The organism is Nocardia stercoris (assembly GCF_003696265.1).
Taxonomy (GTDB): Bacteria; Actinomycetota; Actinomycetes; order Mycobacteriales; family Mycobacteriaceae; genus Nocardia; species Nocardia stercoris.
Map to the genome: position 1 here is coordinate 403,761 of NZ_RFFH01000004.1, position 12,255 is coordinate 416,015.

General features: G+C 69.2%; 12 protein-coding genes. 5 read left to right on the top strand and 7 right to left on the bottom strand.

Annotated elements, in window-relative coordinates; translation table 11 throughout:
- The first annotated feature begins 18 nt into the window (after positions 1-18).
- Together EBN03_RS12860 and clpX are read left to right on the top strand one after the other, a co-directional pair.
- Positions 19-687, top strand: a complete 669-nt coding sequence (locus tag EBN03_RS12860) for an ATP-dependent Clp protease proteolytic subunit (RefSeq protein ID WP_122188201.1) — start codon at positions 19-21, stop codon at positions 685-687.
- Positions 688-1,008: 321 nt separating this feature from the next.
- Positions 1,009-2,292 carry an ATP-dependent Clp protease ATP-binding subunit ClpX gene (gene clpX / locus EBN03_RS12865; protein ID WP_122188202.1) on the top strand — a complete coding sequence of 428 codons (1,284 nt, stop codon included), beginning with the start codon at positions 1,009-1,011 and terminating at the stop codon, positions 2,290-2,292.
- A gap of 123 nt (positions 2,293-2,415) precedes the next feature.
- On the opposite strand, the gene EBN03_RS12870 is transcribed toward clpX, so the two are convergent.
- Entirely contained in the window at positions 2,416-3,015 is a 600-nt protein-coding gene (locus EBN03_RS12870) for a TIGR03086 family metal-binding protein (protein ID WP_122188203.1), read from the bottom strand.
- Between the two features lie 68 nt (positions 3,016-3,083).
- Between EBN03_RS12870 and EBN03_RS12875 the strand changes: the two genes are divergently transcribed.
- The gene (locus tag EBN03_RS12875) at positions 3,084-3,542 is read left to right on the top strand and encodes a MarR family winged helix-turn-helix transcriptional regulator (protein ID WP_122188401.1); all 459 of its coding nucleotides are present in this window, start codon (positions 3,084-3,086) and stop codon (positions 3,540-3,542) included.
- Positions 3,543-3,717: 175 nt separating this feature from the next.
- On the opposite strand, the gene EBN03_RS12880 is transcribed toward EBN03_RS12875, so the two are convergent.
- The 3 genes from EBN03_RS12880 to EBN03_RS12890 form a co-directional block, all read right to left on the bottom strand.
- Entirely contained in the window at positions 3,718-4,251 is a 534-nt protein-coding gene (locus EBN03_RS12880; RefSeq protein WP_122188204.1) for a hypothetical protein, read from the bottom strand.
- 82 nt (positions 4,252-4,333) lie between these two features.
- Positions 4,334-4,915, bottom strand: coding sequence for a GNAT family N-acetyltransferase (locus tag EBN03_RS12885; RefSeq protein ID WP_122188205.1), 582 nt, complete (start codon positions 4,913-4,915; stop codon positions 4,334-4,336).
- A gap of 36 nt (positions 4,916-4,951) precedes the next feature.
- Positions 4,952-7,255, bottom strand: coding sequence for an FdhF/YdeP family oxidoreductase (locus EBN03_RS12890; protein WP_122188402.1), 2,304 nt, complete (start codon positions 7,253-7,255; stop codon positions 4,952-4,954).
- A 183-nt stretch (positions 7,256-7,438) separates the two neighbouring features.
- Between EBN03_RS12890 and EBN03_RS12895 the strand changes: the two genes are divergently transcribed.
- Entirely contained in the window at positions 7,439-8,227 is a 789-nt protein-coding gene (locus EBN03_RS12895) for a VOC family protein (protein ID WP_122188206.1), read from the top strand.
- A 46-nt stretch (positions 8,228-8,273) separates the two neighbouring features.
- Here EBN03_RS12895 and EBN03_RS12900 read toward each other — a convergent pair whose 3' ends face one another.
- A complete protein-coding gene (locus EBN03_RS12900) occupies positions 8,274-8,603 on the bottom strand; it encodes a hypothetical protein (RefSeq protein ID WP_122188207.1) in 330 nt (109 codons plus the stop codon).
- 287 nt (positions 8,604-8,890) lie between these two features.
- Here EBN03_RS12900 and EBN03_RS12905 point away from each other — a divergent pair, with 287 nt between their 5' ends.
- Positions 8,891-9,559, top strand: a complete 669-nt coding sequence (locus EBN03_RS12905) for a hypothetical protein (RefSeq protein ID WP_147471567.1) — start codon at positions 8,891-8,893, stop codon at positions 9,557-9,559.
- A 204-nt stretch (positions 9,560-9,763) separates the two neighbouring features.
- On the opposite strand, the gene EBN03_RS12910 is transcribed toward EBN03_RS12905, so the two are convergent.
- Together EBN03_RS12910 and EBN03_RS12915 are read right to left on the bottom strand one after the other, a co-directional pair.
- Complete coding sequence (locus EBN03_RS12910) at positions 9,764-11,272, bottom strand: glycerol-3-phosphate dehydrogenase/oxidase (protein WP_122188209.1); 1,509 nt, start codon at positions 11,270-11,272, stop codon at positions 9,764-9,766.
- A gap of 326 nt (positions 11,273-11,598) precedes the next feature.
- Complete coding sequence (locus EBN03_RS12915) at positions 11,599-12,219, bottom strand: TetR/AcrR family transcriptional regulator (protein WP_122188210.1); 621 nt, start codon at positions 12,217-12,219, stop codon at positions 11,599-11,601.
- Positions 12,220-12,255 lie beyond the last annotated feature (36 nt).

A 12,255-nucleotide genomic window follows, 5' to 3' on the forward strand; every position in this document is an offset into this window, starting at 1 on the left:
ACAGACTTTGGAGAGAAAATGGCTGGCTTGATCGATCCTCGTAATTTGGCCGGTGGCGCCGCGGCCGGGCTGCCGTCCTCGCGCTACATCCTCCCGCAGTTCAGCGAGTACACCAGTTCCGGTGTGAAGCAGTGGGACCCGTACACCAAGCTGTTCGACGAGCGCATCATCTTCCTGGGCGTGCAGGTCGACGACGCGTCCGCCAACGACGTGATGGCGCAGCTGCTGGTGCTGGAGTCGCAGGACCCCGACCGCGACATCACGATGTACATCAACTCCCCGGGTGGTTCGTTCACCTCGCTGATGGCCATCTACGACACCATGCAGTACGTGCGCGCCGACGTCGCCACCGTCTGCCTGGGTCAGGCCGCGTCCGCGGCGGCGGTGCTGCTGGCGGCCGGTGCGCCCGGCAAGCGGGCTTGCCTGCCCAACGCCAGCGTGCTGATCCACCAGCCGTCTTCCGGCGGTATCCGCGGTCAGGTCTCCGACCTGGAGATCGCGGCCAAGGAGATCGAGCGCATGCGCACGGTCATGGAGGAGACGCTGGCCCGCCACACCGGCCGGCCCGCCGCCGAGGTGCGTCGCGACACCGACCGTGACCGGTACCTGACCGCCGAAGAGGCGAAGGACTACGGCATCGTCGACCAGGTGTTCGACTACCGCAAGCTGAGCGCCCAGAAGAAGTAGGAAACGGGCCGGCGCCCGGCCTTCCCGCACGCCTGTCACGGCGTGACCGGGGGCCGGGCGCGGCGGTCCGGGGGTCCGGGTGTACCGGACACGGCAGGGTGAGAAACCCGCCAAGTTGTCGACCCGGGCCGGGCGGACCGGGTACGGTCACTCTAGGAACCTTTGCTCGTGTTGCCGGGCCTTCCGGATCAGTTCCAGACACTCCCCGCAGTCCTTCCGGCGGGTAGCGTTGATCCAGGGCAGCAATAGCCGTCAGACGGCGTTGCGGGCGGCAATCCAGACAGAAGGTTGCACGCGGACAAGGAAGTAGGGACCCACGAGATGGCGCGCATCGGAGACGGCGGCGATCTGCTCAAGTGCTCGTTCTGCGGGAAGAGCCAGAAGCAGGTCAAGAAGCTCATTGCGGGACCAGGGGTGTACATCTGCGACGAGTGCATCGATCTGTGCAACGAGATCATCGAGGAAGAGCTGGCGGAGTCGAGCGAGGTCAAGCTCGACGAGTTGCCCAAGCCGGCCGAGATCCGCGATTTCCTCGAGCAGTACGTGATCGGGCAGGACTCCGCCAAGCGCACGCTGGCGGTCGCGGTCTACAACCACTACAAGCGCATCCAGGCCGGTGACAAGGCGCGCGACGGCCGGGGCGAGCCGGTCGAGCTGGCCAAGTCGAACATCCTCATGCTGGGCCCGACCGGTTGTGGCAAGACCTATCTCGCGCAGACGCTGGCGAAGATGCTGAACGTGCCGTTCGCCATCGCCGACGCCACCGCGCTGACCGAGGCCGGTTATGTCGGTGAGGATGTCGAGAACATCCTGCTGAAGCTGATCCAGGCCGCCGACTACGACGTCAACCGGGCCGAGACGGGCATCATCTACATCGACGAGGTCGACAAGATCGCCCGCAAGTCCGAGAACCCGTCCATCACCCGTGACGTCTCCGGTGAGGGCGTGCAGCAGGCGCTGCTGAAGATACTCGAGGGCACGCAGGCGAGTGTTCCGCCGCAGGGCGGCCGCAAGCACCCGCACCAGGAGTTCATCCAGATCGACACCACGAACGTGCTGTTCATCGTGGCGGGTGCGTTCGCGGGTCTGGAGCGGATCGTGCAGGACCGAGTCGGCAAGCGCGGCATCGGTTTCGGCGCCGAGGTGCGGTCGAAGGCCGATATCGACACCGCCGACCACTTCGCCGAGGTCATGCCGGAGGACCTGATCAAGTTCGGTCTGATCCCCGAGTTCATCGGCCGCCTTCCGGTCGTCGCCTCGGTGACCAACCTGGACAAGGAATCGCTGGTCCAGATCCTCTCCGAGCCGAAGAACGCGCTGGTCAAGCAGTACGTGCGGCTGTTCGAGATGGACGGGGTGGACCTGGAGTTCACCACCGACGCGCTCGAGGCCGTCGCCGACCAGGCGATCCTGCGTGGCACCGGTGCCCGTGGGCTGCGGGCCATCATGGAAGAGGTCCTGCTGCCGGTGATGTACGACATCCCTAGCCGCGACGACGTCGCCAAGGTGGTCGTGAACGCCGACACGGTCAACGACAACGTGCTGCCGACGATCGTCCCGCGCAAGCCGCAGCCGCGGCCCGAACGCCGCGAGAAGTCCGCTTAACGGAGCTCCACAGCCTTTCTCTCACCCCCGTCGCGATTTCGCGACGGGGGTGATCCTTTGTGCGCCACCCCTACCCGCAGGGTCGCGCGTGCTCTGGGGTGTGTTTCGGGCTTCGGAGCGCGTTCAGGGGTGTACCCGGGTGGCGAGGGGGTGCTCCGGGTCGCGGCCGAGGGTGGTGAGGATGCGGTCCAGGGTGTCGTCGGAGTCGGTGGGTAGTTCGGGGGCGAAGGAGGCGCCGGGGGTGCGGCGGTAGTCGCCACCGGGGACGGCGAGTGCGAGGTCGAGGGCGGGTCGTGCCAGTTCCGGGTCCAGGTGGAAGGGCAGGCCGAGGGTCGCGGCCACGTCCCAGCCGTGGACGACGTAGTCGATGAAGTGGAAGCCGATCGCCAGTCGGCCGGGGATGGTGAAGCCGAGTTCGGCCAGGTCGAAGTCGCGGTCGGCGGCGTCGGGTGCGGCGAAGGCCGCGAGGACTTCCCGGGCCGATGCGGCGTAGTCGGTGATCGGGTCGGTGAGCGGGTGGGTCAGCCAGACGTCGGGGTCGCCGCCGCGGCCGTGCGCGGCGGCGGCGAAGCCGTGGTGCTGGGCGATCATGTGCGCCAACAGATCTCGCAGGTTCCACGCGGCGCAGGGGGTGGGGAGATCCAGGTCGGCCGGGGTGAGGCGGGCGACGAGTTCGACGCTGTATTCGACGGCGCGGCGGTCCAGTTCACGGATATCGAGCATGCGCCTATGATACGCACATGAGTATCGTATGTCGATGCTTACTAATAGTCGGCAAGTATCGTATGCGCATGACGAGTACCGATCGCCCGGATCTGGCAGCGATGATCGTGCCGCTCGGACGGGCGCTGATGGCCGCCGAACAGCCCATCCTGGCCGCCCACGACCTGACGATGTGGGGCTATATCGTTTTGCAGGCGCTCGGGCGCGGACCGGCCCGCGGTCAGAAAGCGCTCGCGGCCGAGATCGGCGCGGACAAGACCCGGATCATCCCGGTCCTCGACGACCTGCAGGAGCGGGGGCTGATCGACCGCCGACCGGATCCCGCCGACCGCCGGCACCGGCTGCTGGAACTCAGCCCCGCCGGACGCCGCCTGCGCGATCGCGCGCAGACGGACATCCGATCGCGCGAGGACGCGCTGCTGGACCGGCTCGACCCCTCGGTTCGCCGAGGTTTCCTCACAGCGTTGACGACCCTCGCCGCCATGCCCCGGGCCGAGATCGTCGGCGAGGGATTCGCCCCCGAATGATCACTGGGCGGTCCCGCGCGCACCTCGTATCGGACCGGTGACGATCGGCAGCCGATCGCGCCCGAATCGGTGATCTTCGTCGATCGCCCTGGTTCCACGGCGAACCTTTGCCCGATAACAGTTTTTCGCTCGGCGTGCCCGTCTTGTTATCAGCTGGAAAGGGTCGGTGTCACGCTCACCTCTTACGACGGGGCGGCAGCCGGAAACTGATCGGTGCGGGATCGCGGACCTGGATCCGCTCGCGCGGCGCCGCGAACAGGGCGACACCGCCCAGTACGGGTAGCAGCACCACCGAGAACAGCGACAGCGAGTAGGACGCCGCGTTCATCCCCGCCGGATAGTGCAGGGCGTGATACAGCAGGTGCGGTACCCCGAACACCAGCCAGCCCAGCCCCGCGACCCGGGCCAGCAGGCTGTCGGCGTACCACAGCGCCGCCGCCGCGATCGCGCCCAGGCCGAGGAAGAACGCGCCCGCATCGACAGCCAGATGCTCGTTGTACGCGCCGTCCATCGCCACCCAGTTCAAGCCGAAACCCGGGAAACTGCGGAACCAGGCGCCCGGGGCGAGCACCGCCCAGGCCCCGGTGAACAGGCCGATCACCGCCAGCGCCCCCAGCGAGATCCGGGTCGCCAGCCACCGCTGCCGATGGACGTCCAGCCGCATCCGCACGTTCACCACATCGCCCGACCGAGCCACCGAAATCCGCATCAGTACCCCACCTCGCCATCGAAAACGGTTGCCGCAACGGTAGTTCGATCATCTCGCCCGCGACACCCGAATGCGCGACATGTCACCGAACTGTGCGGTCGGCCGCCAGCCGCGCATGCAGGTGCATATCGTGGCGCCCGTCGGCGTGCCGCCCGGCGCCCCGCAGCGTGCCCTCGAAGGCGAAACCGCACTTGGCCGCCACCCGACAGCTCGCCTCGTTGTGCACCGAATGCCGGAGCTGGACGCGTTCGAAGCCCGGATCGGTGAAGGCCCACTCGGTCAGGAAGGACGCAGCCCGGGGCGCGATCGCGCGGCCGCGCCAGGCGGGCGCGGTCCAGTACGCCAGTTCGGTGGCGCCTTCGCCGAGATCGCTGTGCCGCAGGCCGATTCGGCCGGCGAGTTCGCCCGCCGCGGTCACCGCCCACTGGCCGTCGCCGCGCTGCCAGGCCGTGCGCCACTGCTCGATCCAGGACTCGACCTGCGCGACGGATTCGGCGGTGCGCACGTGCCAGCGCTGGATCGCCGGGTCCTGGAAGGCGGCATACACCTCGGGGGCGTCGGATACCGCCCAGGGCCGCAGCACCAGGCCGTCGGTAGTCGTGAGCGTGGGCTGAGAGGTGGTGAAGTGGGCGAGATCGACTGTCGCCGACAACAATTCAGGCATGCTGTCGATTGTCGGCCCGCCACGGCCGGACGGTGGTCAGACGCGGTGGACGTGGGGTTCGAGGCGGATGGTCACCGCTTTCGATACCGGGGTGTTGGAGCGGTCGGCGACGTGGTCCAGGGGGACCAAGGGGTTGGTCTCCGGGTAGTAGGCGGCGGCGTTGCCGCGCGGGGTCGAGTAGCCGACCAGGCGGAAGCCGCTCACCCGGCGTTCGGTGCCGTCGGTCCACTCCGAGATCAGGTCCACCGAATCGCCTTCGCGGAAGCCGAATCCGGTGATGTCGTCGGGGTGCAGCAGCAGGACGCGGCGACCGTGGTGGATGCCGCGGTAACGGTCGTCGAGGCCGTAGATGGTGGTGTTGTACTGGTCGTGACTGCGCAGGGTCTGCAGGATGAGCCGGCCGTCGGGGACCGGGAGCCAGGTCAGCGGGTTGACCGCGAAATTGGCTTTCCCCGTATCGGTTCGGAACTCGCGGCTGTCGCGGGGCGGGTGGGGTAGCTGGAAACCGTTGGGCTGCCGTATTTTCGCGTTGTAGTCGGCGCAACCCGGCACGACCCGGGCGATCGCGTCCCGGATGCGGTCGTAGTCGGTGCGGAACGCAGGCCACGGCACCGGGTGCCCGGCACCGAACAGTTCCTCCGCCAGCTCGCACACGATGGCGATCTCGCTGCGCAGTTCGGTGGAGACCGGCCGCAGGCGTCCGGTCGACAGGTGCACCATCGACATCGAATCCTCCACCGACACCTGCTGTTTCGTGCCCGAGGGGGACAGGTCGAGGTCGGTGCGGCCCAGGGTCGGCAGGATCAGCGCGGTCCGGCCGTGCACCACGTGACTGCGGTTGAGTTTGGTCGACACCTGCACGGTCAGTTCGCAATCGCGCAGCGCGGCCTCGGTGGCCGCGGTGTCGGGCGTGGCCGACGCGAAATTGCCGCCCATGGCGACGAACACCTTCGCCCGGCCGTCCCGCATCGCCCGGATCGCGTCGACCGTGTCGAAGCCGTGCGCGCGCGGGCTGCGGATCCCGAACTCGGAATCCAGTGCGGCCAGGAACGATTCCGGCATCCGCTCGAAGATGCCCATGGTGCGGTCGCCCTGCACGTTGGAGTGGCCGCGGACCGGGCACACCCCGGCACCGGGCCGGCCGATCATGCCGCGCAGCAACAGCAGATTGGTGGCCTCCTCGATGGTGGCCACCCCGTGCCGCTGCTGGGTGAGGCCCATCGCCCAGCAGATGATGGTCGCTTTCGAGGCCGCGAGCCGGGCCGCGGTGCGGTCCAAGTCGGCGCGCGACAGTCCGGTCGCGGTCAGCACCTCGTCGAGATCGACTGCACGCATGTGCTTCTCGTAGTCGGTGAAACCGGCGGTGCGATCGTCCACGAAGGCCCGGTCGACCACCGTGCCGGGGGCGCGGTCCTCGGCCTCGAACAGCAGCTTGGCCAGACCTTGGAACAGGGCCAGGTCGCCGCCGAGCCGGATCTGCAGGAAGTCGTCGGCGATCGGCACCCCCGAGGTGAGGCCCTGCACGGTCTGCGGGTCCCGGAAGGCGATCAGCCCGGTCTCGGGCAGCGGGTTGATCGCGATCACGGTGGCGCCGTGGGCCTTCGCGTTCGCCAGGGCCGACAGCATGCGCGGATGATTGGTGCCCGGGTTCTGGCCGGCGACCAGGATCAGATCCGCCGCCGCGAAGTCGTCGATCGTCACCGAGCCCTTGCCGATCCCGATCGACGCGGTCAGCGCGGTGCCCGACGATTCGTGGCACATGTTCGAGCAGTCCGGCAGATTGTTGGTGCCGTAGCTGCGGACCAAAAGCTGGTACAGGAAGGCGGTCTCGTTGGCGGTGCGGCCGGAGGTGTAGAACACCGCCTCGTTCGGATCGTCCAGTCCGCGTAGGGTTTCCGCGATCAAACGGTAGGCGTCCGGCCACGAGATGGGGGAGTAGTGGGTGTCGCCGGGGCGCACCACCATCGGATGGGTCAGCCGACCCTGCTGGCCGAGCCAATAGCCGGACCGGGTGGCCAGGTCGGCGATCGAGTGCTCGGCGAAGAACTCCGGGGTGACCGTGCGCAGCGTCGCCTCCTCCGCGACCGCCTTGGCGCCGTTCTCACAGAACTCGGCCGGGCGGCGGTGCCCGGTCGGTTCGGGCCACGCGCACCCGGGGCAGTCGAAACCGTGCCGCTGGTTCACCCGGGCCAAGGTGCGGGCGGTGCGGACCACACCCATCTCGGCGACCGAGCGTGCCAGCGCCACCCCGACCGCCGTCAACCCGGCCGCCTGCCGCTCCGGTGGGGTGACGGTCAGGCCGGTGTCGTCGGGATCGGAGACCGGGGCATTGCGGTGCATGCAGCCCATCGTCCACCATTCCGGGCGCGGCGGTGCGGTTCGGGTGCATCCGCCGGCTCGACCCGAGCGAGCGAAACAGTGGTGGTGAGCGACATCGGCACCGGCCGCGCGCCGAGAACCGATGACTTTCCGCGCCGGGCACCGTCGGTATCGATGAGCGATTCACCCACCGGAGGAGACACCATGACCTACGAATTCAAGTTCGGCGACCCCTGCTGGGTCGAGCTGTTCACCCGCGACACCGATCGCGCCATCGACTTCTACGGTCAGCTGTTCGGCTGGACCGCGGAGGCGAACCCGGACTTCGGCGGCTACATCACGTTCTTCAAGGACGGCAAGTCGGTCGCCGGCGGGATGCGGGCGCCCGACGAGAACGCCGGGCCGCAGCAGTGGCTGGTGTACCTGGCCGGTAACGCCGACACCGTGGTCGAGCGGGCGCGCTCCCGCGGCGGCCAGGTGGTGGTCGACCCGATGGACGTCGGTGACCTGGGCCGGATGGCAGTCCTGGGTGATGCGGCCGGTGCGGGCGTCGGCGTCTGGCAGGCGGCCGTGCACAAGGGGTTCGAAGCGATCGGCATCGCCTCCGGCGGCACCTGGACCGACCACGCCGGCCGCCCGTCCTGGTTCGAACTGCACACCCCCGAATACCGCAAGGAACTCGAGTTCTACACCGAGGTGTTCGACTGGGCGCCGTTCACCGTCGCCGACACCCCCGAGTTCCGCTACACCACCATCCACGGCACCACCCCGATGCTCGGCGGCGTGATGGACAACAGCGCCGACCTGCCCGCCGGCTCGACCGGCTCCTGGACCGTGTACTTCGGCGCCGACGACGTCGACGCCGCGGTGAAATCGGTGGTAGCCCTCGGCGGCTCGGTCGAGAGCGAACCGCAGAACACCCCGTACGGGCGGCTGGCCGCGGTCGTCGACCCGAACGGCGTCCGCTTCAGCATCGCGGGCAACAACAGCTGAGTCTTGTTCTGCGGCGGCCGTCCCAGTGGACGGCCGCCGCCGCGCGTCAGCGCCGAGCGCGCTCCTGCCGCTCCTGCTCCTTCTGATAGGCCCGCCACGCCTGCTGTGTCGGCGTCGGCTTCGTAGTAAGCGCAGTCCAATTCGTCGACCGGACGAAGTTGACCACCATCATCACCGGCACGATGAACGCCTGGAAGAAGATCAGGTAGCTACCGCCGTCGAAGAAGAACTGCAGGTAGCAGGCGTAACCGAGGTAGACGACCCCGAGGATGCCGTTGATCCAGCGTGACGCCTCGCTCTGCCCGCTCTTCACCGCGGCCATGACCAGCATGACGAGCCCGCTGAACGCGAGCAGCCCGATATACCAATCGAACATGGTTCTTTCCCCCCAAGAGTGGTGGCCGTGCGGCCGATCGACGTGCTGACGATAGACAACCCGCCCGACCTTGTCGTGCGCTGAGGGTTGCCTTGCAACCTGCGCACGGGAACACGATGGCCCGAGGCTCGGCGTCGTCGGCTCGGTTTCGATTGTGGCGGCCGGGTTCGGGGCTGGGCGGCAGGGGTAGCCTGGGGCGGTCCTGACGAAACTGAAGGGGGGCTCCCGGACTGCCGATGGGTGGCGCGGATCGTGTTGCTGCCGTGGGTGGTTCGATGGGGATCGGCATGTTCGAAGAGATTTCCGAGTTCACGATGGTGCCGGAATACCAGGTCGGGGCCACGGTATTCGATCTGCTCGCGGCGAATTCGGCTCGGCCGATCGCGCGGGTGCGGCGGGACGAGAACGCGTGGGCCGATCCGATCTGGCCGGTGCTCGCCGGGCCCGGGCTCGACACCCAGGTGGGAATGGTGGTGCACTCCAAGCGGCGCTTCGGGAAGCTGGTCGCCTACAACGCCGCCCGCGAGCCGTTCGGGTCGGTTTCTGTGGATTCGATCAAACGGCACAGCATCGGTGATACCTGGCAGGTCGAGCACGTCGGGATCGGGAACATGACCGGCGGGCAGGTCGGCAGCAGTGTGGGAGCGGGCCTGCGGAAGTCGAGCCTGGTCGACTTCGTCGCCGGAGATATCGGGCAGGCGGTCAACGACGTCAGCCGCATGCGGATGGAGTTCCGTGGTGCGGACGGGCCCGGCTTCGATGTGCTGAAACCCGCGGGTCTGGCCAAGCGCGCCCAAGTGACCGTGCGCGATCCCCGCATCGACCGGATCCTGCTGTTCGCGTTCTACATCCTCTTCCACGACGGGCTCGCCACCGAGACGCCGAAGGAATACATCGTGGACAGTGTGCGGGCATTCTCGCCGTCCAACTGGGCCCGGAAGAAGCAGCGCCCCTGAGGATTCGGGCGCACTCGGCTCAGATTGTGGTCAGGGCCGAGTCAGCGACGGCGTTCCCCCTGGGGCCCGGACGAGGCAGCGCCGGCGACGGTTCGGGCGCACTCGGCTCAGCGGGTGGGCAGAGCCGAGTGGCCGAGAACGTCCGCTTCGCGGTCTTCCTGGTCCGGAAGCAGCAGCGCCCCTGAGGGTTCGGGTGTCGCTGACTCAGCTGGTGGCCAGAGCCGACTCGGCGGCGGGAGTCGCCGCGGCGCGGTCTGCGGCGACCAGGCCGAGGCGGGTGCGGCGGTCGAGGAGGTCGGCGGTGTCCAGGGCGCCTTCGTGGGCTACCGAGTACGCGAATTCGGCTCGGAGCACGTCGATTCCGGGGGCGACGGGTTCCGCCAGAGTGGGGTCGGCGGCGAGGGCCGCGACGTCGGCGGCGTGGCTGCCGTAGCGCTCGATGAGCAGCGGGGATGCCTCGATTCGGTCCCGGGTGGCGCCGGAAACCGCGCCCACCAAGGGGATTCGGGTGGTAGAGCAGGGGGCGGCGGACAGGCCGGCGCGGGCGACGGCGGCGTCGACGGCGTCCTCGGCCATGCGGCGGTAGGTGGTGAGTTTGCCGCCGACGACGGTGATCGGGGCGCCGGGGTTGCGCAGGACCGCGTGTTCGCGGGAGATGTCGGCGGTGCTGTCGGTGTCGGTGCGCAGCAGCGGACGCAGGCCGGCGAAGGAGCCGCGGATGTCACTGCGGCGCAGGGGTTCCCGCAGCACGGTGTTGACGGTGTCGAGCAGGAAGTCGATCTCGGCGTCGGTGGGGCGGGGCTCGTCGGGCACCGGGCCGGGGGCGTCCTCGTCGGTGAGGCCGAGGTAGACGCGGCCGTGCGCGGCGGGGAAGGCGAACACGAAACGGCTGGTGCTGCCGGGGATCGGCACGGTCAGCGCGGCGGTGAGGCCGCCGAACGCGGCCGCGTCGAACACCAGGTGGGTGCCGCGGCTCGGGCGCAGCGCGATGCTCGGGTCGAGCTCGTCGGCCCACACCCCGGTCGCGTTGATCACCGCACGCGCTGCGACCGTGAGGGTTTCACCGGTCAGCGTGTCACGCAGCTGGGCCGTAGTGTCGGTGAGGGAGGTGGCCTCGACCCGGGTCAAGATCGAGGCGCCGTAGGCCGCCGCGGTCCGGGCGACGGTGACCACGAGCCGGGCGTCGTCCACCAGCTGGCCGTCCCAGGCCAGCAGGCCGCCGCCCAGTCCGTTGCGCCGCACGGTCGGAGCCAGCCGCAGCGCCTCGGCGGCCGCGACCCGGCGGGAGCGGGGAAGAGCGGCGTCGGAGGTTCCTGCGGTGCGCCGCAACACATCTCCGGCCACGAACCCCGCCCGCACCAGCGCCCGCTGCTTGCGCCCGACCTCGGGGAGCAACGGAACCAGTTGCGGCACCGGCCGAGTCAGGTGCGGTGCCGTGGTCTGCAACAGCACGCCCCGCTCCACCGCGCTCTCGTGCGCGATGCCGACCCCGCCGCTGGCCAGATACCGCAGCCCGCCATGCACCAGTTTCGAACTCCAGCGACTGGTACCGAACGCCAGATCGTGCCGCTCCACCAGCACGGTCCGCAGGCCGCGCGCCGCCGCGTCCAAAGCGATACCGACCCCGGTGATTCCGCCACCTACCACCAGCACGTCGATCGGTCCGCCGTCACCCAGCGCACGCAACTCCCGCACGCGCCGGGCCGCGTTCAACGACGAATCACCCTGTGCCGGAAGGTGACCCGTGGAAGTGCGGTCGGCAGGCGAATTCGACCCAGCGTCCCGGCTGACGGTCTCCGTGGGCTGGTTCGGCGCCGACCCGTCCTGGGTGGGCGCGGAGGCCGGAACTACCTCGTGGCCGAGAGAGTCCGGTGCACTGTCGGTCCATGCTCCGCCGACTGCGACGTTCGAAGCCGAATCTGTTGTCGGCGATGGGTTTTCGTTGGCCGCCGCAGCTGCGTGGTTCGTCGCACCGTTCATGGCCGTACTCCGTTCGAAGATGTTCGCCGGGGGAGAGGTGTTGTCGTTCAAGGGGCTCGTCACGGCCGCAGGTAGCTGTCGACGGCGTGGCCGAGTTCGGTGTCGAGGCTGCGGTCGTCGAGGAGATGGGCGACGGTGCCGCCGGACTGCACCGCGGATTGGGCGATCAGCAGGATCATCGCGGCGAGCTGGTCGGGGTCGCCGACGCGGATGCTGCCGTCGGCCTGGCCGGCCCGGATCTGACCGGCGAACAGGTCGATCAGCGCGCGCTGGTTGCGGCCCAGGCGGCCGAAGACGTAGGTCAGCATGAGGTCGGTGTCGGCGCGGAAGATCTTGGCGAACAACGAGTTCGACCGGATGCTCGCGGCGCCGCCGACCACGCCGGCCACCAGCTTGGCGCGGGCGTCGCCGGTGTCGGGCGCGGTGGCGGCGATGATCTCGCCGAGCTCGCGGACCAGCAGTTCGGCGATGAGCGAGCCGGTGTCGGGCCAGCGGCGGTACACCGTCGGCCGGCTCACGCCCGCGCGCCGGGCGACCTCGGTCAGGCTGGTGCGGCGGACGCCGTACTCGGCCACGCATTCCCGCGCCGCGTCGAGGATCGCCGCATCGGTCGCGGACGCGGCGGGCAGGGCCGCGCGGCCGCCCGGTCCGGTGTGCTCGCCTGCGGATGCGGTCGGCATCGCGGATCACCACCCTCGATCGTCGGGTCCCGGCGC